Annotated in this window: 30 protein-coding genes and 1 tRNA gene; 19 read left to right on the forward strand and 12 right to left on the reverse strand. The window is 67.9% G+C overall.

Going from position 1 to position 24,899, the window contains the following annotated elements; translation table 11 throughout:
• The first annotated feature begins 90 nt into the window (after positions 1 to 90).
• Positions 91 to 636: a hypothetical protein gene (locus tag M0R88_RS17105; RefSeq protein WP_248654632.1), complete on the forward strand. Its 546-nt coding sequence runs from the start codon at positions 91 to 93 to the stop codon at positions 634 to 636.
• Here the strand turns inward: M0R88_RS17105 and M0R88_RS17110 are convergent, their stop codons facing one another.
• Positions 637 to 1,563, reverse strand: a complete 927-nt coding sequence (locus M0R88_RS17110; protein WP_248654633.1) for an alpha/beta fold hydrolase — start codon at positions 1,561 to 1,563, stop codon at positions 637 to 639.
• A gap of 53 nt (positions 1,564 to 1,616) precedes the next feature.
• Here M0R88_RS17110 and M0R88_RS17115 point away from each other — a divergent pair, with 53 nt between their 5' ends.
• Positions 1,617 to 2,054 (forward strand): hypothetical protein, encoded by a 438-nt coding sequence (locus M0R88_RS17115; protein ID WP_248654634.1) that lies wholly within the window; start codon positions 1,617 to 1,619, stop codon positions 2,052 to 2,054.
• A gap of 25 nt (positions 2,055 to 2,079) precedes the next feature.
• Here the strand turns inward: M0R88_RS17115 and M0R88_RS17120 are convergent, their stop codons facing one another.
• On the reverse strand, positions 2,080 to 2,757 hold the full coding sequence (locus tag M0R88_RS17120; protein WP_248654635.1) for a DUF7282 domain-containing protein: 678 nt from the start codon (positions 2,755 to 2,757) through the stop codon (positions 2,080 to 2,082).
• A gap of 194 nt (positions 2,758 to 2,951) precedes the next feature.
• Complete coding sequence (locus M0R88_RS17125) at positions 2,952 to 3,281, reverse strand: transcription initiation factor IIB family protein (RefSeq protein WP_248654636.1); 330 nt, start codon at positions 3,279 to 3,281, stop codon at positions 2,952 to 2,954.
• A gap of 241 nt (positions 3,282 to 3,522) precedes the next feature.
• Here M0R88_RS17125 and M0R88_RS17130 point away from each other — a divergent pair.
• The 5 genes from M0R88_RS17130 (at position 3,523) to M0R88_RS17150 (ending at position 6,740) form a co-directional block, all read left to right on the forward strand.
• Positions 3,523 to 3,607, forward strand: a tRNA-Leu gene (locus tag M0R88_RS17130).
• Positions 3,608 to 3,933: 326 nt separating this feature from the next.
• Complete coding sequence (locus M0R88_RS17135) at positions 3,934 to 4,458, forward strand: cell division protein CdpA domain-containing protein (protein ID WP_248654637.1); 525 nt, start codon at positions 3,934 to 3,936, stop codon at positions 4,456 to 4,458.
• Between the two features lie 173 nt (positions 4,459 to 4,631).
• Positions 4,632 to 5,447, forward strand: a complete 816-nt coding sequence (dacZ, locus tag M0R88_RS17140; RefSeq protein ID WP_248654638.1) for a diadenylate cyclase DacZ — start codon at positions 4,632 to 4,634, stop codon at positions 5,445 to 5,447.
• 8 nt (positions 5,448 to 5,455) lie between these two features.
• Positions 5,456 to 6,232 carry a mechanosensitive ion channel domain-containing protein gene (locus tag M0R88_RS17145; protein ID WP_248656726.1) on the forward strand — a complete coding sequence of 259 codons (777 nt, stop codon included), beginning with the start codon at positions 5,456 to 5,458 and terminating at the stop codon, positions 6,230 to 6,232.
• 4 nt (positions 6,233 to 6,236) lie between these two features.
• A complete protein-coding gene (locus tag M0R88_RS17150) occupies positions 6,237 to 6,740 on the forward strand; it encodes a hypothetical protein (protein ID WP_248654639.1) in 504 nt (167 codons plus the stop codon).
• Between the two features lie 2 nt (positions 6,741 to 6,742).
• On the opposite strand, the gene M0R88_RS17155 is transcribed toward M0R88_RS17150, so the two are convergent.
• From M0R88_RS17155 to purD, 3 genes are all read right to left on the reverse strand, one after another.
• Positions 6,743 to 7,291 carry an acyltransferase gene (locus M0R88_RS17155; RefSeq protein WP_248654640.1) on the reverse strand — a complete coding sequence of 183 codons (549 nt, stop codon included), beginning with the start codon at positions 7,289 to 7,291 and terminating at the stop codon, positions 6,743 to 6,745.
• 35 nt (positions 7,292 to 7,326) lie between these two features.
• The gene (locus M0R88_RS17160) at positions 7,327 to 7,722 is read right to left on the reverse strand and encodes a DUF7344 domain-containing protein (RefSeq protein ID WP_248654641.1); all 396 of its coding nucleotides are present in this window, start codon (positions 7,720 to 7,722) and stop codon (positions 7,327 to 7,329) included.
• A 104-nt stretch (positions 7,723 to 7,826) separates the two neighbouring features.
• Positions 7,827 to 9,119 (reverse strand): phosphoribosylamine--glycine ligase, encoded by a 1,293-nt coding sequence (purD, locus tag M0R88_RS17165; protein ID WP_248654642.1) that lies wholly within the window; start codon positions 9,117 to 9,119, stop codon positions 7,827 to 7,829.
• A 142-nt stretch (positions 9,120 to 9,261) separates the two neighbouring features.
• On the opposite strand from purD, the gene M0R88_RS17170 reads away from it, so the two are divergent.
• The 4 genes from M0R88_RS17170 (at position 9,262) to M0R88_RS17185 (ending at position 12,617) form a co-directional block, all read left to right on the forward strand.
• Positions 9,262 to 9,699: a pyridoxamine 5'-phosphate oxidase family protein gene (locus tag M0R88_RS17170; RefSeq protein WP_248654643.1), complete on the forward strand. Its 438-nt coding sequence runs from the start codon at positions 9,262 to 9,264 to the stop codon at positions 9,697 to 9,699.
• A gap of 171 nt (positions 9,700 to 9,870) precedes the next feature.
• Positions 9,871 to 11,034, forward strand: a complete 1,164-nt coding sequence (locus tag M0R88_RS17175) for a thiolase C-terminal domain-containing protein (protein WP_248654644.1) — start codon at positions 9,871 to 9,873, stop codon at positions 11,032 to 11,034.
• Positions 11,031 to 11,429: a Zn-ribbon domain-containing OB-fold protein gene (locus M0R88_RS17180; RefSeq protein ID WP_248654645.1), complete on the forward strand. Its 399-nt coding sequence runs from the start codon at positions 11,031 to 11,033 to the stop codon at positions 11,427 to 11,429. Before M0R88_RS17175 ends, M0R88_RS17180 begins: the two co-directional genes overlap by 4 nt.
• Before the next feature lie 84 nt (positions 11,430 to 11,513).
• Positions 11,514 to 12,617, forward strand: coding sequence for a S1C family serine protease (locus M0R88_RS17185; protein WP_248654646.1), 1,104 nt, complete (start codon positions 11,514 to 11,516; stop codon positions 12,615 to 12,617).
• A gap of 72 nt (positions 12,618 to 12,689) precedes the next feature.
• Here M0R88_RS17185 and M0R88_RS17190 read toward each other — a convergent pair whose 3' ends face one another.
• Both M0R88_RS17190 and M0R88_RS17195 read right to left on the reverse strand, forming a co-directional pair.
• Positions 12,690 to 13,646 carry an alpha/beta fold hydrolase gene (locus M0R88_RS17190; protein ID WP_248654647.1) on the reverse strand — a complete coding sequence of 319 codons (957 nt, stop codon included), beginning with the start codon at positions 13,644 to 13,646 and terminating at the stop codon, positions 12,690 to 12,692.
• Positions 13,647 to 13,694: 48 nt separating this feature from the next.
• Positions 13,695 to 15,830, reverse strand: coding sequence for a prolyl oligopeptidase family serine peptidase (locus tag M0R88_RS17195; protein WP_248654648.1), 2,136 nt, complete (start codon positions 15,828 to 15,830; stop codon positions 13,695 to 13,697).
• A gap of 200 nt (positions 15,831 to 16,030) precedes the next feature.
• Between M0R88_RS17195 and mvk the strand changes: the two genes are divergently transcribed.
• The 7 genes from mvk (at position 16,031) to M0R88_RS17230 (ending at position 21,042) form a co-directional block, all read left to right on the forward strand.
• Positions 16,031 to 17,023: a mevalonate kinase gene (gene mvk, locus M0R88_RS17200; protein ID WP_248654649.1), complete on the forward strand. Its 993-nt coding sequence runs from the start codon at positions 16,031 to 16,033 to the stop codon at positions 17,021 to 17,023.
• A gap of 38 nt (positions 17,024 to 17,061) precedes the next feature.
• Positions 17,062 to 17,832 (forward strand): isopentenyl phosphate kinase, encoded by a 771-nt coding sequence (locus M0R88_RS17205; RefSeq protein ID WP_248656727.1) that lies wholly within the window; start codon positions 17,062 to 17,064, stop codon positions 17,830 to 17,832.
• 165 nt (positions 17,833 to 17,997) lie between these two features.
• Positions 17,998 to 18,261, forward strand: a complete 264-nt coding sequence (locus M0R88_RS17210) for a hypothetical protein (RefSeq protein WP_248654650.1) — start codon at positions 17,998 to 18,000, stop codon at positions 18,259 to 18,261.
• A gap of 90 nt (positions 18,262 to 18,351) precedes the next feature.
• Positions 18,352 to 19,089 (forward strand): metal-dependent hydrolase, encoded by a 738-nt coding sequence (locus tag M0R88_RS17215; RefSeq protein ID WP_248654651.1) that lies wholly within the window; start codon positions 18,352 to 18,354, stop codon positions 19,087 to 19,089.
• 177 nt (positions 19,090 to 19,266) lie between these two features.
• Complete coding sequence (locus tag M0R88_RS17220) at positions 19,267 to 19,662, forward strand: OsmC family protein (protein ID WP_248654652.1); 396 nt, start codon at positions 19,267 to 19,269, stop codon at positions 19,660 to 19,662.
• 139 nt (positions 19,663 to 19,801) lie between these two features.
• Positions 19,802 to 20,263 (forward strand): DUF5799 family protein, encoded by a 462-nt coding sequence (locus M0R88_RS17225; protein WP_248654653.1) that lies wholly within the window; start codon positions 19,802 to 19,804, stop codon positions 20,261 to 20,263.
• On the forward strand, positions 20,263 to 21,042 hold the full coding sequence (locus M0R88_RS17230) for a phosphatidylserine decarboxylase (protein ID WP_248654654.1): 780 nt from the start codon (positions 20,263 to 20,265) through the stop codon (positions 21,040 to 21,042). Before M0R88_RS17225 ends, M0R88_RS17230 begins: the two co-directional genes overlap by 1 nt.
• Here the strand turns inward: M0R88_RS17230 and M0R88_RS17235 are convergent.
• Positions 21,039 to 21,194 (reverse strand): DUF7557 family protein, encoded by a 156-nt coding sequence (locus M0R88_RS17235; protein ID WP_248654655.1) that lies wholly within the window; start codon positions 21,192 to 21,194, stop codon positions 21,039 to 21,041. The two genes, M0R88_RS17230 and M0R88_RS17235, sit on opposite strands and share 4 nt — an antisense overlap.
• Before the next feature lie 231 nt (positions 21,195 to 21,425).
• Between M0R88_RS17235 and M0R88_RS17240 the strand changes: the two genes are divergently transcribed.
• Positions 21,426 to 21,659 (forward strand): DUF7563 family protein, encoded by a 234-nt coding sequence (locus tag M0R88_RS17240; protein WP_238398193.1) that lies wholly within the window; start codon positions 21,426 to 21,428, stop codon positions 21,657 to 21,659.
• Positions 21,660 to 21,755: 96 nt separating this feature from the next.
• Here M0R88_RS17240 and M0R88_RS17245 read toward each other — a convergent pair whose 3' ends face one another.
• Genes M0R88_RS17245 through leuC form a run of 3 tightly spaced genes read right to left on the reverse strand, consistent with a single transcriptional unit; the run spans position 21,756 to position 24,839 of the window.
• A complete protein-coding gene (locus M0R88_RS17245) occupies positions 21,756 to 22,733 on the reverse strand; it encodes an isocitrate/isopropylmalate dehydrogenase family protein (RefSeq protein ID WP_248654656.1) in 978 nt (325 codons plus the stop codon).
• 1 nt (position 22,734) lies between these two features.
• A complete protein-coding gene (gene leuD, locus M0R88_RS17250; RefSeq protein WP_248654657.1) occupies positions 22,735 to 23,391 on the reverse strand; it encodes a 3-isopropylmalate dehydratase small subunit in 657 nt (218 codons plus the stop codon).
• The gene (gene leuC, locus M0R88_RS17255; protein ID WP_248654658.1) at positions 23,388 to 24,839 is read right to left on the reverse strand and encodes a 3-isopropylmalate dehydratase large subunit; all 1,452 of its coding nucleotides are present in this window, start codon (positions 24,837 to 24,839) and stop codon (positions 23,388 to 23,390) included. Before leuC ends, leuD begins: the two co-directional genes overlap by 4 nt.
• Between the last annotated feature and the right edge of the window lie 60 nt (positions 24,840 to 24,899).

Raw genomic sequence — 24,899 nt, forward strand, 5'->3', positions numbered from 1 at the left:
GCGATGAGAGCGACGGGAATGGTTGGTTTCCCGACTCGACATTCGGAAATCTTACGCGGCGTTTTTCGTCGTCGCTGTCGGACTGCACCTATGGTATCCGTCGATACGGACCTCGCTGACGAGTTATCCCACCACGACGACGACTTCACCGCCCGCGACCTCGTGCAGTACCTCGAACGCCACCACCCCGTCGAGGGACCGGGTGTTCCCCGCGACCTCGTGGAGGCCTACGCCGACGAACTGGAGTACGACCGCGAGCGATTCGACACCTCGCTGGACGGCCGCCTCACCGACGCGCAGTCGTGGCAACCCGGCGATAGACTCTACCGAATCGGCGAGAACGTCAGCGTCTACCCGCCGTCGTGGCACGAGCGACTCGCCGACACGACCGATCTCTCGGACTACGTGGACGTGATGCTAGAGAGCGTGAGAGCGCCCGAAGGCGTGGAGGTAGACCGGAGCGACCTCGGGGTCTCACAGGCCGACCTCCTGACCGCGGTCGAGATAATCGGCGAGATAGACCGCGGCGAGGCCAAGAACCTCCTGAAGAGCCAGCGACTGGAGGGGAGTATCGTCCTCTACGCGTTCCAGAATCCCGAGGAACTGGTCCGCCTGCCGAGAGAGGAGTCGGAGTAGCTATCCCTCGCAGAACTCGACCAAGAGGTCGTTGACTCGCTCCGGGCGGTCGTTCTGGACCCAGTGGCTCGCGCCGGGGAATCGCTCGACCCGGACGTCCGAGACGTACTCGTTCATCCCTTCGGTCAGTTCGGTGCCGAGCGCCACGTCCTCCTCGCCCCATATCAGCAGGGTCGGCACGCGGAGGCGGCGCTGGCGCTCGCCCCCGCCGACGAGTCGGCGCACCTCCTCGACCAGATTCTGGCGGAGGAGCGCGCGGTAGTAGTTTATCGCCGAACCGAGCGCGCCCGGCCGGGCCGCGGCCTCGCGGTAGCGCCGCAGGTCCTCGTCGTCGAACGTGCCGGGGTTCGAACTCTCTCGGAGGAGTCGGCCGACGCCGAAGGCGTTTCGCGCGCCGAGCAGGGTCTCGGGAATCGCGGGCATCTGAAACCAGAGCATGTACCACGACCGCCGCCACTGCTCGGGGTTTCGCTTGAGTTCGTCTCGGAACCGCTCGGGGTGGGGCGCGTTCAGGACGGCGAGTCGGGAGACGCGCTCGGGGCGGCGAATCGCGGTCTCCCACGCTACCGCGCCGCCCCAGTCGTGGCCGACGACCGCGGCCTCCTCGCGGCCGAGGTGGTCGATGAGGTTCACCACGTCGCCGACCAACGCCTCCATCCGATAGCTGTCGAGACCGTGGGGCTTCTCCGAGCGATTGTAACCGCGCATGTCGGGCGCGACGACGCGGAACCCCGCGTCGGCGAGCGCGGGAATCTGCTCGCGCCACGAGTACCAGAATTCGGGGAAGCCGTGGAGCAGGACGACGAGCGGGTCCGCCTCGTCGCCCGCCGCGACGTAGTGCAGGCGCACGTCGCCGACGACGGCCTGCTCGTGGCTCCACGGTCGGTCGGCGTCGCTCGGGGTTCGCTGGCGTCCCTCGGTTGCCATACCGAACCTCCGTTCGGCGAACGATTAAACGTTGAGGCGGTCGAGGGGCCGCTATGACCGAGGCTGACGAATCTGTGACCGACGGTTCCGAGGTTCTGGCCGACGATTCGGACCCCTTCGCGGCCCCCATCGACACCGTGCGTCCGAGTCAACTCTACTTGAACGGTCTGAAACTCTCGTTCGTGACCCAGTGGTTCGACTTCGCGGACCCGAGCTACGAGTCGCTCCCGGTTCGGAACGTCGGCGGTGACTGGATGCTGACCGACGGCCACACCCGAGCGTTCGTCGCGTACCTCTCGGGAGCCGAGGAGTTGCAGGTCCATCGAGACCCCGACGACCTGCCGATGGACGTGTATCGCGAGTGCCTCAGATGGTGCGACGAGGAGGGCGTCACCGAAATCGCGGACCTCGCGGGGCGCGCGCTAAACGACGAGGACTTCGAAGAAAAGTGGGTCGAGCGGTGTCGGGCGTTCGCCGACGAGCGACCGTAGAGCGCGTTCGCGGAGTCGAGTCGCGTTACGCTTCGGTCGTCGTCTGGTTCCCGTCGTCGCCGAACGTCAGGTCGGTGGCGTCGTACTCGATGATGACGTAGCCGGTGTCGATGACGGCCGAGCCGTTCTGCGTGTACGGACCGTCGGCCTCGGGGAACTCGTACTGCCGGTTGTCGTTCGTGTCCTGATGGGCCATGGCGACCAGCGTCTGGCTGTTGTTGACGGTGCCGTTCAGTTCGACGACCACGTTGCTGTGGACGCCGGGTTCGAGGTACGTCGAGTTACCGACGACGCTACCGACCTCGACTTGGCCCTCGGTGGCGTACTCACCGGTCGCGTTCTGCGCTTGGTGGACGACGAGGAAGCCGCCCTCGGGGACGACGACGCGCTCGATGAGCACGCTCGTCGTGTTCGGCTCACCGTTGGTGAAGGTGTAGCCCGCGGTCTGGTTCAGGAACGTGATTCGGGCCGACTCGGCCCCGACCTGTCCTTCGGCCGTCGTGGTCTCCTGCATCGTCGTCTCTTCCATCGTCGTCTCGTCGGCCGTCGTCTCGACGGTCTCGTTGGCCGCCGTCGTCGTCTCTGTCTCCTGTGCGAGCGGTGCCTCGTCGGTCGCGGCCGGACCGGACCCGACCGCGAGCGCGGCCGAGGTGCCGACGACCATCAGCGCGGCGATAGCGAGTACTACTGTCTTGCGTGTCATGAGTCTCCGTCCGAACCCACGCTGTTCGACGGGAAGAACGTGTCAATCGTTCAGACGGCGAACGGAGCGATACTCGGTGCTAGGTCCGGACTGAAACCCCGTAATCGCCGAATTGTCGCGGAACGGTCGGGAGGGTTCTCCCGCCGGAACTCGCGGCGTCGAACGGGTCTAGCGACCCGTGAGCGGGTCCGGAGTCACCACGACGGCGGTTGGAGACCGGCCGCCTCCAGCAGGTCCTTCCAGCGTTGCTGAATCGTCAGTCGGGCGACGCCGACGGCCTCGGCGACTTCACTCTGCGAGCGCTGGTCTCCCTCGATGAGCGACCCCGCGTAGAGGCTGGCCGCGACGACCGCGCGCCGGGAGTCGGCGTCGCGGTCGTTCGGCGCGTCCCACTCCGAGACGGTCGTGAGGAAGAGGTCGGTCGCCCGCGAGCGAGCGGCGGTGTCCAGCCCCAGTCGGTCGGCGCACTCCTCGATTTCCGCCAGCCACCGCTCGTTTTCGACGTGGTCGCGTGCCCGATACACGACCACTGTTTGCGAGCGGATTTACATAAGCGTCTCGCCGTAGGCGGCGGTTCGTCGGCGGTGTCCTCTCAGCCGGGAAGAACAACTCTACGTTCCCTCAAGATTGGTTGCGAATCTTCAAGCGCCGATTTTCGGTTCTCCGTCCGCTGGCGCGCGGACCGTCGCGCTCGGATGTGAGCGCGACGGTCGCGCTCCGAGAGAACGACAGGTTCTTGTCGCCCTCGCCGGAACGTGAGATTGCGCGCGGGTTGCCAAGCCAGGCCAACGGCGTAGCGCTTAGGACGCTATCCCGTAGGGGTCCGCCGGTTCAAATCCGGTCCCGCGCACTGAACGAATTTTCGAGCGAAGCGAGAACCGAGTGAGGGAGCAGGACGGATTCGAATCCTGCAAGTCGCAGGCCCGGAACGGCGATTCGCGCCGCACGCCCGGAACGTCTTGCTCCGGTTCAAATCCGGTCCCGCAGATTCCCGCAGTCGTGATAGACGAGAGGGCTGTTCCGTGCCACCTCCTCGACAGTTCCCGATTGGCTATCGTTAGATTTTCCGCCTATTCGTTCCGGAAATAATAGTTGAACCGAGGGTCGAGCGACGAGAGTATCAACGATGAAACTCTCCGACATGCTTTTGCCACATCCGTACGTCTCGAATTAGACATGTTCGACGACCGGAGAGACGAGGGGGTTCGCTGGCGGGCGGTCGCCCGAGCGAGCGCCCTGCTCCTCGGGAGTCTAGTCGCCGTCGTGGGGTTCGTCGCGGCGACCGCCAGCCTCGTCGCGGGGTTCGGCGTGGCGAAACCGCACGCGCTCCGATTCGGCGTCCTGTTCGGGGGCGTCTCCCTGTTGGCGGGGTTTCTCGCGCTGTTCGGGCAGTGTCCCGACGCCGCCCGCTCCGGACCGCTCGCGGGCGTCGGCACCGCGGTCGCGGGCGTCGGGGTCGTTCTGTTCTGGACCGCCGAGTGGTCCGGGCGCGTCGGCCAGTTGCCAACCGTGGCGATCGGGACCTACGCGCTCGGCGTGCTGACGCTGTTCGGCGCGGGATTCCGGACCACGCCGAGCGACGACGAGGGCGAGACCGACCGCCGCGGGTCGGACACGCTCGGCGGGAGCGTCGAATCCGTCGTGACCGCGACTGAAGAGGAGCGAGCGTCCGACGGCGACGGGAGCGACGAGCGGACGTAACACTTCCGACCGCTGGCATCATCCCGTCGTCGCGCTCGGCAGTCGGCCGCGCGTTGGCCCGCGCTACTCGCCGACGCCGGGCGGTCGTCGGGGACGTATCCGACCACGACCTAACAGTTCGGGTATGTATCCCCCCACAAACCTTTTCTCCGGTCACTGAGTCGTTTCGGGTAATGGCTGACCTGAACGAACTCTTGGGGGACGTGACGGAGGACGCCGACGCCGTCTTCCTGTTCTCACCCAGCGGGTCCTACTACGACCGGTACGGGGACTTGGACGACGACGCGGACCTCGTCGTCGTCGGTCCCGAGAACTCGGTCGGTGCCGACACGTTCGTGGAGTTGCCCTTGGAGTTCGACGACGTACGCGAGCGCATCCGGTTCGGAATCGAAGGCGGAATGGAGCAGGGCGTCGTCGAGGACGGCGACGTAGTGGTCTGTGTGGTGAGCATGTTCGACGAGGGCACCGACACGGTGACCCGCGCGCGGGCCAACGACTCCATCCACTCGGGCGTCTACGACCTGTTCGCCAACTCGCGGGGCGACCCCGGCGTCATCCGCGACGTGTTCGAGGTCGCCATCGAACTCGGGAAGAAGGGCCAGAAGGGCAAGCCGGTCGGCGCGCTGTTCGTCGTCGGCGACGCCGGGAAGGTGATGAACAAGTCCCGGCCGCTCAGTTACAACCCCTTCGAGAAGTCCCACGTCCACGTCGGCGACCCCATCGTGAACGTGATGCTCAAGGAGTTCTCCCGTCTCGACGGCGCGTTCGTCATCTCCGACGCGGGCAAAATCGTCTCGGCCTATCGGTATCTCGAACCATCCGCCGAGGGCGTGGACATCCCCAAGGGTCTCGGCGCGCGCCACATGGCGGCCGGAGCCGTCACGCGTGAGACCAACGCGACGGCCATCGTCCTCTCGGAGAGCGACGGGTTGGTCCGGGCGTTCAAGGGCGGCGAACTGGTGCTCGAACTCGACCCGGAGGAGTACTGATGGTGGCGATGCAGGTCCAGTGGGAGACGCTTCTCCGCGAGGAGTTCCAGTACTTGCTGGCCCTGCTCATCCTCGTCGTCGGTCTCATCGCCGGCTACGTGGTCGGGCGACTGAATCAGCGTCTCTTGACCGCCGCGGGGGTACCCGAAGCGGTCGCGCGAACGCCCTTCGAACGAACTGCCCAGAGCCTCGGGACCGACACCGTGTCGCTGGTCGCGCGGCTGAGTTCGTGGTTCATCTACGGCGTGGCGGTCCTCATCGCGCTGAACTTCGCCGACCTCCTGAACGCCCAACTGTTCTGGGCCGGGGTCCTGACGTTCATCCCCGACCTGTTCATCGCCATCCTCGTCTTCATCGTCGGGTTCGTCGTGGCCGACAAGGCCGAACTCGTCGTCGGCGAGCGCCTGCGGTCGGTCAAACTCCCCGAGGTCGGCGTCCTCCCGCGACTGGTCAAGTACACCATCGTCTATCTGGCCGCGCTGGTCGCCTTGGGGCAGTTGAAGGTCGCCATCGAGGCACTGCTCATCCTGCTGGCAGCCTACGTCTTCGCGGTCATCCTCTTCGCGGCGGTGGCGTTCCGGGACCTCCTGCGCTCGTCGGCCGCCGGCGTCTACCTCTTGTTGAACCAACCGTACGGTATCGGCGACGAGGTGCGGGTCGGCGACGACCGCGGCATCGTCCAGGAGGTGGACGTGTTCGTCACGCACATCGAGAACGACGGCGAGGAGTACATCGTCCCGAACAGCCGCGTCTTCGAAAAGGGTGTCGTCCGCATCCGGGAGTGAGTCGATGCCCGGCTCTCCCGACCCGGTGCTGGGAAGCGACGCGCTGACGCTCGCGGTCGCCTGCGCTCTCGCCGCGCTGGTCGCCGCCGCACCGTACGGCTTCCGGGGGTCGCTTCCCCGGCCCGCGGTCCTCGCGGTCGGCGGCGGCGCGGTCTACGCCTGCCTCTGTCTCGCGGTCTGGGCACTCGCGCGACTCGTCACGGTCGGTCTCCCCGCCGCGGCGGTCGAGCGACCCGCCACGCTCGCGGTCGTCCTCCTCCTGAACGGTTTCGTCATCGCGCTACAGGTGGCAATTCCGTACTACGCCTACGCTCGCTGGCGGTTCGTCGCGCCGCTGGCGGGCGCGTTCGCGGCGACGGTCGCGGTACTCGTCCTGTTCCTCAACGTGAACGGCGAGACCGACCCCGTGGGACTCTACCCGTTCGTCTTCGGGCCGCCGCTGGTCGTCGCCATCTGCGTCCTCGCGCTCGCGGAAGGCGCTGTGAGACGGGTTCTGCTGGCCGGGTGAAATCAGTCGGCCGACTCCTCGGTCCCCATCGGTTCCGCGGGGACCCCCGCGACCGTCTCGCCGGGCGGCACGTCCTGCGTGACCAGCGAGTTGGCGGCCACGCTCGCGCCCTCGCCGATTTCGACGCCCGGCAGGACGACGGCTCCCGCGCCTATCATCGCGCGCTCGCCGATTCGGACCTCGCCTGTCCGGTACTCGTCCTGCAGGAACTCGTGGCAGAGAATCGTCGCGTCGTAACCCACGATGGCGTGGTCCTCGACCGTGACGAGTTCGGGCCAGAACACGTCCGGCGTCGATTCGAGCCCCCACGAGACGCCCTCGCCGACGGTCACGCCGATGCTCCGCAGGAGGAGATTCTTGAGTTTGAGGCTCGGCGAGATGCGCGCGAGGACGATGACGACGTAGTTCAGCGCGACCCGGAGCGGACTCTTGGCCGTCGTCCACGATTGGAGGGAGTTGCCCGGCCCTGGCGTGGCGTGGCGGGCGATTCGGTCGTGGCGGCGGGTAGGGTCGGCGTCTCGCTCGTCTGGCTGGTCGATGTCGTCGGGCACGGCCCGTGATTGGTGGGGTTCGGCCTTGAAAGTAGCTAGTCCGACCGCACGGACTCGGACTGTACGGACTCGCGGTACTCCTCCATCACCTCGAAGTACGGCTCCAAGTCGTCGGCCGCCTCGGTCAGTTCGACCTCGCCCGCCATCGGGTCGTAGGTCGCCACCCCGGCGTCCTCGAAGCGCGGGAGATGGGCGTGGTGGAGCATCGCCGCGACGCGCTCGCGCTGGTCGGGCGTCACCTCGTCGGACGTCGCCTCGACGGGGGTCACCGCGTCGCGTCGGGCCGCGGTCGCTTCCGCGAGTCGGTCGAGGCTCACCGCCTCCTCGAACTCCCGGAGGGCCGCCAGCGCGCGCCGTCGCTCGCCGTCGCCCAGCAGGTCGAAGGCTTGGTCGGTCGTCAATCGAGACTCGCCTTCGTCGGTCAGGGACATGGACGGCGAGACGGGCAGAAACTGTTTTGTTATGGGTCGCCTGCGGCGTCACAAGCGGCGTCTGACCGGGAGAAGCGTGCGTCTACTCGCCCGGAATCGTCCGGCTACTCGCCGCGCAGACTCGCCATGTGGTCGATGCGCCGTTGCACGAGGTCGGGCTTTCCGATGTCGTGGCGCACGTCGAGGCCCTCCTCGCCGGCGACCGCGAGCGCGTCCTCGGCGATCTCCTCGGCGTCGGTGATGGTGTCGGCGACGCCGACCACGGCGAACGCGCGGGAGGTGGTCGTGTAGATGCCGTCCTCGCGCTCGTCCACGCTGGCGTAGAACAGGAGCGCGTCTCCGGCGTTCTCCTCGGAAATTTCGACCTTCGCACCGGCCTCGGGGTTCGTGGGGTACCCCTCGGGCACGGCGTACTTGCAGACCGTCGCCTTCGGTGCGAACGAGAGTTCGGGCAGGGCCTCGCCCTCGCGGGCCGCGACCAGCACGTCGAGGAAGTCGGTGTTGAGGACGGGCAGGGTGTTCGTCGCCTCGGGGTCGCCGAAGCGGGCGTTGAACTCCACGACCTTCACGCCCTCGGCGGTGAGCATGAACTGGCCGTAGAGGACGCCCTTGTAGTCGTCCAGCGCACCGACGGTGGCCTTCAGCACGTCCACCGCCTCGGCGTAGTCGTCCTCGTCCATGAACGGGAGCGCGAGGCCCGCATCGCTGTAACTGCCCATCCCGCCGGTGTTCGGTCCCTCGTCGCCCTCGTATGCGCGCTTGTGGTCCTGCACTGCGGGAGTCACGCGCAGGTCGCCGTTCGCCACGAACGCTTGGACGGTGAACTCCTCGCCGACGAGTCGCTCTTCGAGGACCACGCGGTCGTAGTCGGCGTTCCGGAGGTACTCCTTGGCCTCCGCCGCCGTCACTTGGTCGCCGATGACGCGGACGCCCTTGCCGCCGGTCAGTCCGGCCGGTTTGACCGCGAGGTCGCCGTCGTACTCGTCGATGTACTCGCACGCCTTCTCCATGTCGTCGAACGTCTCGAAGTCCGGACAGCCGGGAACGTCGTGCTGGCGCATGAACCGCCGCTGGAACGCCTTGTCGGTCTCGATACGGGCCTCGGCCTCGTTCGGGCCGAACGCGTAGATTCCGGCGTCGTCCAGCGCGTCGGCGACGCCCGCCGCGAGCGGTCCCTCGGGACCGACGACCGCGAGGGTCGCGCCCACGTCCTCGGCGTAGGCGACGACGGCCTTCGGGTTGGTCGTCTCCAGCGTCTCGAACTCCTCGGCGAGCGCCGCGATGCCGGGGTTGCGGTTGCCCGCGCAGGCGTAGAGGTCTGCGTCGCTGTCGCCGAGCGCGCGGGCGATGGCGTGTTCACGTCCGCCGCCGCCGACCAGCAGGACTGTCTCGCTCATACCCGGACGGTGTAGGCAAGGGAGTGTAAAGGTTGCTCTTATCGACGCTCGAAGTGTGCAAGGATGTGCGATAGAACGGGTCGCTCGCTTCACTCGCCCCCTCGCGTGAAGACCTATCCGTCGTCGCGTGGTAGACTCTGGCATGACCAAGTTCACCGGCGCGTGGAGCGAGCGGGAGGTCGAGGAGTACCTCCGGTCGGCGACGGTTCCGCTCCGTCTCGCCTGTCATCGTCCGGACGAGTCGCTGTGGATGGTCGCGCTCTGGTATCGCTACCGCGAGGGCTTCTTCGAGTGTTCGACGTGGGCCGAGGCCGACGTGGTGACCTATCTCCGCAACGACGCCGAGGTCGCCTTCGAGGTGTCGGAGAACCACCCGCCGTACCGCGGCGTCCGGGGGAACGGTTCGACCGGTCTGTCGGTGGACGAGGACAAAGGCGTCCTCCGCGACCTGCTAGAGCGGTACCTCGGCGGCACCGACTCGGAACTCGCGGAGTGGCTCCTCTCGCCCGACCGCGAGGAGGTCCGCATCCGGGTCCGACCGCGCCGAATCCACAGTTGGGACTACAGCGACAGAATGTGAAGCTGGGACTACAGCGATAGGATGTGAATTCGGAACCGAGTAAATAGTCCTCGTTCTCGCGGCCTCTCATCGTCTCTCGCCGACGCTCGGCGGCGTCGGGTCTTTCTTTCGGTCGTCGAATCGAACGCAAGACCGATGCCTTTCTTACCTGTCCATCACGAAGTTAGACGCATGACAGGCGTACGAGTCGCAGGGGTCGGTCTCACCCACTTCGGCAAGCACCCCGAACGGACCGGCCGGGACCTCTTCGCCGAGGCGAGCGAGCGAGCGTTCGCCGACGCGGGCGTGGACCGGGCCGACGTCGAGCAGTTGAACTTCGGCAACTTCATGGGCGAACTGAGCGAGCATCAGGGCCACCAAGGCCCGTTGATGGCCGAGGCCGCAGGGCTGACCGCTCCGGCGACCCGCTACGAGAGCGCGTGCGCCTCCTCCGGCGTGGCGGTCCGCGAGGCCGTCAAGGACGTGCGAAACGGCGAAGCGGACGTGATGCTCGTCGGCGGGGCCGAGCGCATGAACAACCTCGGCACCGCGGGGACGACCGAAGCCCTCGCAATCGCGGCCGACGACCTCTACGAGGTCCGGGCGGGCATGACCTTCCCGGCGGCCTACGCGCTGATGGCCCGCGCCTACTTCGAGCAGTACGGCGGGAGCCGCGAGGACCTCGCCGAAATCGCGGTGAAGAACCACGACAACGCCCTGGAAAACGAGTTCGCGCAGTTCCAGCGCGCCATCACGGTCGAGGACGCGCTCGAAGCGCCGACCATCGCCGACCCCCTCGGTCTCTACGACGCCTGCCCCATCACCGACGGGGCGAGCGCCGCGGTCCTCGTCAGCGACGAGTACGCCGAGGAACACGGCCTCGACGCGCCGGTTTCGATTACCGGTACGGGGCAGGGCGGCGACAAGATGGCGCTACAGGACCGACGCTTCCTCGCTCGCACCCCCGCCGCCGAGCGCGCCGCGGAAGAAGCCTACGACGACGCCGGCATCGGCCCGCAGGACGTGTCGGTCGCCGAGGTCCACGACTGCTTCACCATCGCGGAGGTCCTCGCCGTCGAGGCGCTGGACTTCTACGCGCCCGGCGAGGGCATCGGCGCGGCGGCCCGCGGCGAGACGACCCGCGACGGCGACCGGCCGGTCAACCTCTCGGGCGGCCTGAAGGCCAAGGGCCACCCGGTCGGCGCGACCGGGACGAGCCAAGTCGTCGAGATGACGCGCCTGCTCCGGGGCGACCACCCCAACAGCGACGCCGTGCCCGGCGAAATCGGCGTGGCCCACAACGCGGGCGGCACGGTGGCGAGTACCACGGTTCACGTCTTGGAGGTGGACCGATGAGCGACCGAACCGGCGAGGGCGAGCGCGTCCGCGACGATGGCTTCGACGACTTCCTCGACGCCGTCGAGTCGGGCGAGGGCTACTATCTCGAATGTCCCGAGGGTCACGGGTCGCTCCCGCCACGGCGGGTCTGCCCCCACTGCGGCGCGACCGACCTCGAAGAGACGCCGCTCCCCGAGACCGGCGAAATCGAGACCTACACCGAGGTCCACGTCCCCGCGCCCTCGTTCGCCGACGACGCGCCCTACGTGACGGCGGTTACGGACTTCGGCGGCGCTCGACTGACGGGAATCGTGCGCGACACCGACGCCGTGACGGTCGGAACCGAGGTCGCGCTCGACGTGGCCGAGACCGAGACCGCGGACGAACGCGTCCTCGTCTTCAGAGTGCGCTGAGACCCCGATATCGCCGCCCTCCGGGTCGATGCCGCGGTTACCGGCCACCACTCTTACCCGCATCTTCGTTGCCTAGACAACTGCATGGTGGGGAGACACGAGTTGACACTGCTTTTCGTCGTCGTCACCGTCGCCGTCGCTCCGATGGCGGCGCTCGGCGCAACGACATCGACGGACGGTCGCGTGCAGGCGACGAGTCCGTCGCTCGAACGTGGAGGACAGCTAAACCAACAATCGGGAACCGCGGCGTGCGACTACTCGGCGCTGTACAACCAGACGATAGATTCGGTCGTCCAAATCCAGACCGCTCAGGGGAGCGGGTCCGGGTTCGTCTTCGACGCCGGTAACGGGAGTAGCTTCGTCGTCACCAACCAGCACGTCGTGAATCAGACGTCGAGCGTCGGCGTCCGGTTCGCTCGCGGGGAGACCCGGAGCGGTTCCGTGGTCGGGACGTCTCGACTCGCGGACCTCGCGGTCGTCCGCGTGGACGACACCCCGGAGTACGTCGAGGCGCTTCCGGTCGCAGACTCGGCCCCGAATCCGGGCGACCGCGTCGCCGCTATCGGGAGTCCGTTCGGCTTGGAGACGACCATCACGTCGGGCATCGTCAGCGGGGTCAACCGGACGTCGCCGGTCGGGTTCCCGCTGCCGAACAGCGTCCAGACCGACGCGCCCATCAACCCCGGTAACAGCGGCGGACCGCTCGTCGCGTGCGACACCGGGTCCGTGGTCGGCGTGAACCAAGCCGGCGGCGGGGATAACATCGGGTTCGCCATCGGTGCGTCGCTCGTCGAGCAGATCGTGCCCGCGCTCATCCAGCAGGGCGAGTACTCGTTCCCGCTCCTCGGGGTGCAAGGAGTCACGCTGACCCAACCGCTCGCCGAGGCGAACGACCTCAACGTGAGTCAGGGCGTCTACGTGGTGGACACCATCGACGGAACGCCCGCCGCCGAGGCGTTCCAAGGTGCCAACGATAGCACGGTCGTGAACGGCCAACGGATTCCCGTCGGCGGAGACGTCATCGTCGCCATCGGGAACCAGAGCGTCTCGTCCCGCGAGGACCTGCTCTCGTACCTGTTCACTCAGACTCGGCCCGGTGACACCGTGCAGGTGACGGTCCTGCGCGACGGGTCTCGACAGACGATCAACGTCACGGTCACCGAGCGTCCGACGCAGGAACAACAGTAGTAGCGGACGCTCTTCTCTTTTCGACGTACCGACGGTCGAACTCGATTGCTTCGAGGAAGGCGACGCGACTTGCTACGCTCGGCCGGGTTCGGACTCGACCGCCTCCTCCGTCAGTTCGTCCAGCAGAACGTCGAGGAACGGACCGGGATGCTCGGCGTGCGGCAGGAGTTTCGCCTCGTCGAAGACGACCAACTTCGCGTCGGCCTGCTCGGCCAGTTCCTCGCCCTCCTCCAGCGGCGAGACCGTCGCGTCGCGGCCCCAGACGATGGTGACGGGCACGTCGAGTCGCACCAACTCCTCGCCCAGGTCCACGTCGGGGTCGAGATACCCCGAGACGAACGAGGCGGGCGCGAAGCGCGCGCCGGGTTGGTGGGCGGTCTCCCACTGGTAGTCCACGTCGCTCTCGGTGTACGACGCTTCCGTCGAGTACGCCTCCCGGTTGTCGAAGAAGTGGAGCGAGCGCTTGCTGGTCAGCAGGTTGAACAGCGCCTGCCCGACCAGCGGCGACCGGATCAGCGACCGGAGCCACGTCCGGCGCGGGCCGGTGTCGCCGGTCGGCGCGACCAGCACGAGGCGGGTGAACGGACTCGACTGGTGCTGGGCCAGCGTCGCGTAGGCCCCCGACAGCGAGGTGGCGACGCAGGCCGCGTCCTCGGTCACGTCCTCGGCGAAGTCGGTGACGAAGGCAGTGTAGAGCGCCGCGGAGTAGGTCAGCGGCGGGCGGTCAGAGCGCCCGAAGCCCGGCAGGTCGGGCGCGACGACGTGGTGGGTCTTGGCGAGTTGGTCGAAAATCTGATCGAACTCCTTGTTCGAGGCGGCGGCGTGGACCCCGTGCAGGAGCAGTACGTCGGGGTCGTCGGGGTCGCCGGCCTCGGTGTAAGCCACGTCGAAGCCCCGCCAGCGGTATGTCCCCTGTCGGCCCTCTAGCGCGGGGTCGAGGTCCCCGACCTTCCACGAGAGCAGTCCGTTGCCGAGCGCGGCGGCTCCGAGGCCGCCGGCGACTCCGGCCGCGACGTTTCGTAGCTTCATGCCCGAATCTTCGGTGTCGGGAAAGTTAGCCGTTGTGCCGACGATCGTTCACTCCGTCCCCTTCGATTCGTCACTCGCGTTCGATTCGCCGGTCACGTTCGTCTCGTCACTCGCGTTCGATTCTGTCGGCACGCCCAACTGGTCGTAGAGGAACGCCCAGCGGTCCAGTTGCTCGGCCACGACCATCGACGTGGGCTTGCCGACGCCGTGGCCCGCCTCGGTCTCGGTCCGGAGCAGGACGGGCTTCTCGCCCGTATTCGCGGCCTGCATCCGGGCGGTCATCTTCCGAGCGTGGCCGGGGTGGACGCGAGTGTCGCCCGCGGCGGTCTCGAAGTAGACGGCCGGGTACTCGCGCTCGGAGACGTTGTGGTACGGCGAGTACTCCCGGAGATATCGGAAGTCGTCGGGGTCGTCGGGCGACCCGTACTCGGTCGTCCACGACTCGCCGAGCAGGAACTCGTGGAACCGGAGCATGTCGAGGAGCGGGACCCCGCAGGACGCCGCGCCGAAGAGGTCCGGGCGCTGGGTAATCGCTGCACCGACCAGCAGGCCGCCGTTCGATCGGCCCATCGCGGCGAGTCGCTCGGGGCGGGTGTACTCGCGCTCTATCAACCCCTCGGCGACCGCGTAGAAGTCGTCGAAGACGTTCTGTTTTCGCTCGCGCATCCCGGCGCGGTGCCACTCCTCGCCGTACTCCGCGCCGCCCCGCAGGTTCGCTTGCACGTAGACCCCACCGTCTTCGAGGAAGGGGACGCGGAATCGGTCGTAACGCGGCGTGAGCGTGATTCGGAACCCGCCGTAGCCGTAGAGGACGGTCGGGTTGTCGCCGTCGCGTTCGACGCCCTCGCGGTGGACGACGAACGCCGGGACCTCGGTGCCGTCTGCCGACTCGAAGAACTGCTGTTCGACCACGAGGTCGAGGTCCGAGTCGAACGGCGACTCGGAGTCGCCGTTCGACTCGGGGCCCCGTTCGCTCACGACGGTCGTCTCCTCGGCGTCGGTCCGGCCGCGGGCGACCCACGGTGGACGGTCGAACGTCTGGGCACGGAAATAGAACTCGGGCGCGTCGGGGTGGCCCGTCAGGTCGCCGCGACCGACCGCGGCGTACTCCGGGAGGGCAACGTCACGGCGCTTCCCGCCCGTCCGGTCGTAGACCGAGAGCGACGATGCGGCGTCGCGCTGGCGGTGGACGACCAGCGAGTCGCCCGCGACGGCGACGTCGGTCAGCGTGCCCTCGCGCTCGGGGACCACTTCGGCGAGGTCGTCGGGGTCGGCCGCGTCTGCGTCTACGTCGCAGGCGAGGACGCGCGAGTGCGGGGCGTCGTAGTCGGTTCGGAAGTACGCCGTGCCGTCGGCGAGAGCGAATCGGAACGAGGCGTCGGCGTCGGCGACGAGTTCGACCAGTTCGCCGTTCGCGGGGGACCGACCGTCGCACTCCCAGCGGTACACGTCCGAGTGCGTCCAGCCGCGGTGGTACGCGACGACGAGCGTCCCGTCGGTGTAGCCGAGTTGCGGCCAGACGTGTTCGCCCACGTCGTCGGTCAACACCGGGTCGTCGGCCGCGGCGGATTCGCCCGCCCCTAACTCGTGGTAGCGAATCTGCTTCTCCAACTGGGCGCCCTCGTCGGCTGACCCGGTGGTCACGTAGTAGAACCCCTCCTCGGTCCACGCGACGCTTTCGGGGTTGGTCCGGCCGCAGTCCCGGACGACTCCGACCGTCTCGCCGGTCTCGGCGTCGAGGATCGTCACGTCGTACTGTTCTTCGCCGCCCGCCGCCCGGCCGTAGGCGACCAGTGCGCCGTCGGACGAGGGGACGAACCAGTCCAGCGAGTCGGTCTCGGGCCACTCGTTCGGGTCGGCGAGGACGGTCGGTTCGGCGTCGAGTTCAGGCCGGAAACAGAGCTTCGGGTGGTCCTCGTCGGCGGCCTCGACGGTCTGGAAGTAACCGCGCTCGCACGGCGTGACGACGCCGTACGACTGGACCTCGGCGCGGGCCTCGAACCGGGGTTCGAGGGCGTCGCGGACCGCCCCGCGGAGGTGGTCGTCGGCGTAGTCGTTCTGGCGTTCGACCCACGCCCGGACCTCCTCGGTGTCTTCTTCCAGCCAGCGGTAGGGGTCGCGTATCTCCTCGCCGTGTACCTCCTCGACGACTTCGCGGCGGTCGGTCTCGGGCGGGTCTGACATGGACGTGATTGGTTCTGTCATCGTACATAAATCTCGGGGCACGGGCAAACCGGGCGCGGCGACGCCTCGATTCTCGTCGGAGACGCTGCTCGCAGTGTGGTTTTCGCTTCCATTCGGCGACGAGTCGAGTCCGATTCGACGCGACTCTTCGACCGGTCGGCTTCGCAAACGAATTAACCTCCCGTCAGAAACCCCTCTACATGGTCGTTTCGAGCGCTCCGGGCAAGGTCTACCTGTTCGGAGAACACGCGGTCGTTTACGGCGAACCGGCGGTCCCCTGCGCCATCGAGCGCCGAGCGCGGGTGTCCGTCGAGGCGCGCGACGACGACCGCATCCGAGTCCACGCCGAGGACCTGAGTCTCAACGGGTTCACGGTCGAGTACAGCGACGATAGCGACGGCGGTCCCGACGTGGACGTGGCCGAGTCGCTGGTGCAGGCCGGAATCGGGTACATCGACGCCGCGGTCGAGCAGGCGCGAGACGCCGCGGGCCGACCCGACGCCGGCTTCGACATCACCGTCGAGAGCGAGATTCCGCTCGGCGCGGGTCTCGGGTCGTCGGCGGCGGTCACCACCGCGGGCATCGACGCCGGGACCCGAGAGTTGGGCGTCGAGTTGAGCGCGGAAGAGGTCGCCGAGCGCGCGTATCAGGCCGAACTGGAGGTCCAGAACGGCGAGGCGTCGCGCGCGGACACCTTCTGCTCGGCGACGGGCGGCGCGGTCCGCGTCGAGGGCGACGACTGCCGGGCGATGGACGCGCCCGACCTGCCGTTCGTCATTGGATTCGACGGCGGCGCGGGCGACACCGGGGAACTCGTCGCGGGCGTGCGAGCGTTGCGCGAGGAGTACGACTTCGCGGCCGACACGGTGGAGAGCATCGGCGACGTCGTGCGCTCGGGCGAGGAGGCCCTCGCCGCGGGCGACGTCGCGGAGTTAGGCGAGTTGATGAACTTCAACCACGGCCTGCTGGAGGCGCTCGGGGTCTCGTCGCGCTCGCTCGACCAGATGGTCTGGGCGGCCCGCGACGCGGGCGCTCACGGGGCCAAGCTGACCGGCGCGGGCGGCGGCGGCTGTATCGTCGCGCTCGACCCGACCGACAGCACCCAGACCGCGCTCCGGTACACGCCGGGCTGTGAGGACGCCTTCCGAGCGGAGCTAGATACGGACGGCGTGCGCGTGGAGGACGAGGAATGACGGACCGTGAGTCCGAAACGGCCGACGGCGGGACCGAGATGACCGACGGCGGGACCGAGACCACCGTTCTCAAACTCGGCGGGAGCGTGATTACCGACAAAGACCGGCCGGAGGCGCTGGACGGCCCCCAACTGGACCGCGCGGCGGACGCCATCGCCGAGGCGCTCGTCAGTAACGACGTGTCGGACCTCGTGGTCGTCCACGGCGGCGGGAGCTTCGGCCACCACCACGCCAGCGAGCACGGCGTCTCGAAGACCGAGGGGTCGGCCGACGCTCGGGCAGCGGTCGAAATCCACGGCGCGATGAAGACGCTCAACGACTTCGTGCTGGCGCGACTCCACGACCGCGACGTGCCTGCGGTGCCGGTCCACCCCTTCTCGGCGGCCCGCCGCGACGAGTCGGCGGCGCTCGACCTCCCGACCGCGCAGGTCGAGACGATGCTCGGCGAGGGGTTCGTGCCGGTCCTCCACGGCGACGTGGTGGCCCACGCGGGCGAGGGCGTGACCGTCCTCTCGGGCGACGAGGTGGTCACGGCCGTCGCCGAAGGTATCGAGGCCGACCGCGTGGGGTTCTGTTCGACCGTGCCGGGCGTGCTGGACGACGACGAGGACGTGATTCCCGAAATCCGGTCCTACGACGAGGTGGCCCGGTTCCTCGGCGAGAGCGACGCGACCGACGTGACCGGCGGGATGGCCGGGAAGGTCCGGGCCCTGCTGGACCTCGGCGCGCCCGCAACCGTCTTCGGTCCTGACGCCCTCGGGGAGTTCCTCGCGGGCGAGACCCCCGGAACGCGCATCGACGGCAGGTGACCGGACCCCGAATCGACGGGTGGTGAGGCCGCGTTGAGGGGAGTCGCCGGAACGACGCCGACGGGTGGCCACCGACGCTCTCGGTGACCCGTCCCGACGGCTACCTGTGATACTCCATACATTTACAACGGCCGACCGCGAACTTCAGCGCTAGGAGTCACCATCATGTACGACCTCCTCCGGTCGGCCAGTCAGTTTCTGGACGACCACTGGGTGCTGAAGTGGTTCGCCGTGCCGATACTGTTCATGGCGTCGATGCTGTTCGCGCTCGGTCTCGTGTTGGCCCCTTCCGCGGTCCAGACCACGCAGTTGGCCGGGCTGTTCGTCGGGTTCTCGCTGGCCGTCGTCGCGGTCGGTCTCGCCCTCGACTGGCTGGTCCGGCGTGCGACCGGGTGGAACCTGCTGGCGTCGAACCGCGAGCGCGGGTGACGGCCGACCGGGTCGGACCTCGCTCCGTCGCGGCCGCCGCTTCCGCGCCAACATCCTTTAAGTGTAAACCGGGCGTATCTTCGTCCGCACATGAAGCTCACTTGGTACGGCCATTCGACGTGGCACGTCGAGGTAGACGACACGGAGTTGCTCATCGACCCCTTCTTCGACAACCCGAAGACGGAGGCCGACCCCGAGGAACTCGACCCCGACTACCTGCTGCTCACGCACGGTCACGCCGACCACATCGGCGACGTGGACCGCTACGAGGGGACGAAACTGGTCGCCACGCCCGAAGTCGTGGAGTACTGCCGCGACGAGTTCGGCGACTACGAGGCCGTCGGCGGAATGGGGATGAATCTCGGCGGGACCGTCGAGTGCGACGACGCGTTCGTCACGATGGTCCGGGCCGACCACACCAACGGGATGGACACCGGCTACGGCACCTCCGGCGGGATGCCCGCCGGGTTCGTCGTCAGCGACACCAAGCCCACGCAGGTCGCGGACGCCGAGAGCCAGTCGTTCTACCACGCCGGAGACACCTCGCTCCAGACGGAGATGCGCGAGGTCATCGGCCCGTACCTCGAACCCGACGCCGCCGCGGTGCCCATCGGCGACCACTTCACGATGGGACCGATGCAGGCCGCCATCGCGGTCGATTGGGTGGACGCCGACTACGCCCTCCCGATGCACTACGACACGTTCCCGCCCATCGAGCAGGACCCCGAGGACTTCCGGAAGGAGGTCAAGGGCACCGGGAGCGACGCCGAGGTGCGGATTCTGGAAGGCGAAGAGACGTTCGACCTCGACGACGAACTCGACTACTGACCGCCGACCGCGTTTCCGAATTCGCTTTTCCCTCGGTCGCGTTCCTGCGCGAGTGGTCCCCGCGGACCCGAGACGAGGGAGGTTCGGCGAACGCGACCGACTCCCGCGATATTTTCCGCTGTGCTAGTCACCGACATGAGCAAACCTTAGGGGTCTGGCGAGCGTCGTCTGGGACGCATGACGAAGGAAGTCACAACTGTCTCCGAAGAGGGGTACACGGCCGAGAACCAGATTCGAGACTTCGAGGTCACCATCGACGCGACGGGCGAGGAGGCTCCCGACACGCTCGAATCCCTGCTGGCGGCCTACGGGTCCTGCTACGTCCCGGCGCTCCGCGTCGGCGGCGAACAGCGCGACGTAGGCGACCTCGGTCGCATCGAAATCGACGTGACCGGCGACCTCAACGACGACGACAAGCTTTCGGCCGTCCAGTTCACGGTCAAGACCGAGACCGAGATGGACGACGACGAGGCCGACGCGGTCGTCGAGCGCGCCGACGAACTCTGCAAGGTCCACGACGCGCTGAAGACCGACCTCGAAGCCGACGTAACCGTCGAGAGCGGCGCGTTCTGAGGCGACTCGCCGGACCGAATCGGAGCGTTTCTTTTCTCGGAATCGGAGCGACGGACCGGTCGAACGCGAGCGGACGCTCGACCCTGAACGCGGAGAAGTAGGAAAACCCTCATACTCCCCGGAACCCAACGGTACGGACATGACCGAACGCGCGTGGCAGGACCTCATCGTCGGCGACCGGATGACCGTAGACCAGGAGTTCTCACAGCGAGTCACGGACTCGCAGTTCTCCCGGCAGGAGTGGGGTCTCATCATGACCGCCGTCGAGTTCGAAATCGAGAACCCCGGCGACGCCGACCAAGCCCGCATCGTCGCCGACACCTCGAAGGTAGAGCAGGTGATGCCCGAGTTGGAGAACATCCGCAACCAGATGAACTCGGTCGCGGGCGGCGGTGGCGGCGCAGGGGGCGGCGGTGGCGGTGGCGGCGGCGTCTTCGACTCGGTGAAGAACGCGCTCGGTCTCGGCGGTGGCGGCGACGGCGTGGACCGAGACCGACTCGAAGCGGCCAACCGACTCGCACAGGAGTACGCGAACGAACTCCAGCAGCGCCTCGAATCGCAGGGCAAGTGGAACCGCGTCCGCGAGGCCGCCAGCGAGTGATGGGCGCGAGAGACCCCGAGGACGAGTTCGGTCCCGGAGCCGCTCGGTCGCCCGAGTCCTCGAACCGGTTCGCGCCGGGCGCGTGGCGCTACGGCCTGCTGGCGCTCGCGCTGGCGATTCCCGCCGCGCTCCTCGCACGCTCGAAGCGGTGGACGCGCCGGTGGGGACTCGCGGCCCCGCTCCTGAGTTTGGGTGCCCTCCTCTTTCACCGCGACCCCGACCGGACTCCGCCCGAGTCGGGCGTCCTCGCGCCCGCCGACGGTCGGGTGTCGGTGATTCGGGAGGAGCGCCACGAGTCGGGCGAGTCCCACGAGCCGGACGGGGAAAACGACGACTCCGAGAGTGGGAGCGACGAATCCGGCGATGGAAGCGACGAATCTGGGGCCGAGAGCGACGGCGAGACGCGCGTCCGGGTGGGCGTCTTCATGAACGTCACCGACGTTCACGTCAACCGGGCACCGCTCGGCGGTCGGGTCGAGGCCGTCGAACGCGAACCCGGCAAACACCGGCCCGCGTTCTCGAAGGAGTCGGACAACAACGAGAAGGTCCACCTCCGGTTCGCCGACCACGACGTGACGCTCATCGCGGGCGCGTTCGCCCGGCGCATCCACCCCTACGTCGAACCCGGCGACGAACTCGCTCGCGGCGAGCGGCTCGGCCACATCTCGTTCGGGAGTCGCGCCGACGTCCTCCTGCCGCCCGAGGTGGACCTCGCGGACGTGGCCGTCGAGCGCGGCCAGACCGTCCGGGCGGGCGAGACGCGACTGGTCGAGCGCTAGTCGCCGCTGTAGTCGCCGCCGTGGAACAGCGTGCGCTCCTCGGCCTCGTAGATGTTGATGAGTTCGGCAACGATTTCGTCGTAGGACTCGTCCTCCACCCGGAGACTGTCCAAGCGCTCGATGGTCTCCTCGTCGAGTTGAATCTTGGGCATCACCAGCGGGTATGCCGCCGACCGTCTTAAGCGACGGGGGCAACCGGGGGCCGAACCGACGGCCCGCGTCTTTGACACCCCGACGACTTAAATTAGCGGGACGATTTCGGAATTAACTGGGTTGCAATACCCCGCGTAACAACCGCTTACTGAGGCCGCTAATGGTTGATTACGGGGGTGTAGGTACTGGATAACAAAGTGGATAGGATTGTGTGTATCTATCGCGCAGTCATGACCACCACCGACAACAGACTCACCAACGGCGACGACACGATGGCCGAGAACCGCTGCCAGTCCTGTGGCTCTTTCGTCACCCGAGACTTCGCACGCGTCTTCGGGAACAACCACAACGAGGTCTTCGGCTGTCTGGAGTGTATGACCGCGACGGAAGTCAAGAAAGGAGGCGCGCGAGCAGACGAGGTGGACACGACCAACCTCATCGGCGGCCGCGACCCGCTTCGATAATCGTTCGGGGCAACCTGAATCCCGAGTTCTGCGAAAACGGCGTCCGACAGCACCGCTTCGATTCTCGATAGCGCGAACGCGAAGACGGCCGGAGTTCTATAGCTTCGACAGCACCGCGTCGGTCACGTCCCTCGTCGTCGCGTCGCCGCCGAGGTCGGGCGTGGTCGGCCCGGACGCGAGCGTCTCCGTGACCGCAGTGCGTACGCGCTCGCCGGCGTCGTCGTGGCCCAGATACTCCAGCAGCATCGCAGCCGACAGCATCGCCGCGCTCGGATTGGCGACGCCCTCGCCCGCGATGTCCGGCGCGGTGCCGTGAACCGGCTCGAACAGCGCGCGCTCGTCGCCGACGTTCGCGCTCGGGAGCAGGCCCAGTCCGCCGACCAGCCCGGCCGCGAGGTCCGACAGCACGTCGCCCGCGAGGTTCGGGCAGAGGACCACGTCGTACTCGTCGGGCCGCTGGACGAGGTGCATCGCCAGCGCGTCCATCAGCGCGTCGTCGTAGGCCACGTCGAACTCGTCGGCGACCGACTCGGCGGTATCGAGGAAGAGACCGTCGGTGGTCCGCATCACGTTCGCCTTGTGGGCAATCGTCACGTCTCCGCCTCGATTTTCGGCGTACTCGAAGGCGTAACGGGCGATTTCCTCCGAGGCGTCCTCGGTAACGACCCGTGTCAGGGTGGTTACGCCGGGCGCAATCTCGGATTCGTGGCCGGCGTAGACGCCCTCGGTGTTCTCGCGGACGAACACGAGGTCGGTCTCGGGGTTGGGCGCGTCCACGCCGGGATAGGCGCGGGCGGGCCGGACGTTGGCGAACGACTCGACCGCGCGCCGGAGCGGGATGATGACGTCCGCCGCGGTGTCGCCCGCCGCGCCGAACAGCGTGGCGTCGGCGTTCGCCGCGAGTTCGCGGGTCTCGTCCGGCAGGGCCTCGCCGGTCTCCTCCTTCACGGCGTCGCCGGCCTCGGCTTCGGTGAACTCGAAGTCCGGGCCGACAGCCTCCAAGACTTCGCGGGCGGCCGGGACGACCTCCCGCCCGATGCCGTCGCCGGGGACGACGACGATTTCCTCGGTCATCTCACTCGGCCTCCTCGCCGTCGCCAGCGGCGTCGGCGTCACCGGCGGTTCCGGCCGCGACGTACGGCAGGTCGGCGGCGGTCCGGGCGACCGCCTCGGCGTTCGATTTGAGGAGCGCCGTGGTGTCCCAGACCCCCTCGACCAGCGCCTTGCGCTGGGCGTCGTCCACCGTGGCGTCGATTTCGGTGTCGTCGTAGCTCACGGACTCGGTCGCCACATCTACCGAAATCTCGGCGTCGGGGTGGTCCTCGACGTAGCTCTGGAGCGTCTCGATGTCCTCCTGACTCGCCGTGACCGTCGGCACGCCCAACGCGAGGCAGTTGCCCGCGAAGATTTCGGCGAAGCTCTCGCCGACGATGGCGTCGATGCCCCACCGCTTGAGCGCCTGCGGAGCGTGTTCCCGCGAGGAGCCACAGCCGAAGTTCGAGTTCACGACGAGGACCGAGGCGTCGCGGAAGCGGTCCTCGTTGAACGGGTGGTCTTTCGGCTCGTCCTCGTCGTCGAATCGCTGGTCGAAGAACGCGAACTCGCCGAGGCCGTCGAAGGTGACGACCTTGAGGAAGCGCGCCGGGATTATCTGGTCGGTGTCCACGTCGTTGCCCCGGACCGGGATGCCCGACCCCGAGACGTGTTCGACGGTCTCGATCTCCTTCGTCATGCTTGCACCTCCGAGTCCGCGGCGTCGGGTTGCGGTAGCTCTCGTTCGTCCAGTTCGCGGGCGTCGGTGACTTCGCCGCGAATCGCGGCCGCGGCGACCATCCGGGGGTTCATCAGCACCGTGCGGCCCTCCTTGCTCCCCTGTCGCCCGACGAAGTTCCGGTTCGACGAGGAGGCGCTGGCCTCGTCGCCCTCCAACTGGTCGTCGTTCATCCCGAGACACATCGAGCATCCGGCCTCGCGCCAGTCGAAGCCGGCTTCGCGGAAGACGTCGTCCAGCCCCTCCGCTTCGGCGGCGCTGGCGACGCGCTGGCTTCCGGGGACGACCATCGCGCGCACGTCGTCGTGGACCTCTCGGCCGGCGACGAGGCGGGCCGCCCGCCGGAGGTCCGGCAGGCGCGCGTTCGTGCAGGAGCCGAGGAACGCCACGTCGATGGGGTAGCCCGCCATCGTCTCGCCGGGTTCGACGCCCATGTGTTCCTGGGCTCGGCGAGCGGTGTCGCGTTTGTCCTCGGGCAGGTCCGCGGGGTCGGGAATCGGTTCGGTGATGCCGACGCCCTGTCCGGGCGTGGTGCCCCACGTCACCATCGGTTCGAGCGCGTCGCCGTCGATGACCACCTCGTCGTCGAACTGGGCGTCGTCGTCCGAGGCGATGGACTCCCAGTAGGGCTTCAGTCGCTCGAACTTCTCGGGGTCGTCGCGGAACGCGTCGGTCTCTCGGAGCCACTCGAAGGTGGTCTCGTCGGGGTTGACGTACCCGGCACGAGCGCCGCCCTCGATGGACATGTTGCAGATGGACATCCGACCTTCCACGTCCAGACTCTCGATGGCCTCTCCGGCGTACTCGTAGACGTAGCCGACGCCGCCGTCGGTGCCCAACTCCCGGATTATCTGGAGAATCACGTCCTTGGCCTCCACGCAGTCGCCCAACTCGCCGGTGACGCGGATGCGTCGGACCTTCTTCTTCTCCATCGCCACGGTGCCGGTCGCCAGCACGTCCCGAATCTGGGAGGTGCCGATGCCGAACGCGAGCGCGCCGAACGCGCCGTGGGTCGAGGTGTGGCTATCGCCACAGACTACCGTCATTCCGGGTTGGGTCAGGCCCTGCTCCGGACCGATGACGTGGACGATGCCCTGATTCCCGGTGTCGGGGTGGGAGAAGTCGATGCCCGCCTCCCGGACGTTCTCCTCCAACTCGGCCATCATCTCCTCGGCCGCGCCCTCGTAGGGCCGGTCGCGGTCGGCGGTCGGGACGATGTGGTCCACGGTGGCGTGGGTGCGCTCGGGGTAGGCCACGTCGAGGTCGCGCTCCCGCAACATCCCGAACGCTTGGGGACTCGTGACCTCGTGGACGAGGTGGAGACCCACAAACAACTGGTCCTGCCCGGTCGGGAGTTCGGTCACCTTGTGGCGGTCCCAGACCTTGTCGTAGAGGGTGCGCTCGCTCACGCGAACCGCCTCCCGGTGGTCGCGCCGGTCGCAGTGATCGGAGACGGTACGCCGCTGGTA

Origin of the sequence: Halorussus gelatinilyticus (assembly GCF_023238445.1) — an archaeon.
Lineage (GTDB): Archaea > Halobacteriota > Halobacteria > Halobacteriales > Haladaptataceae > Halorussus > Halorussus gelatinilyticus.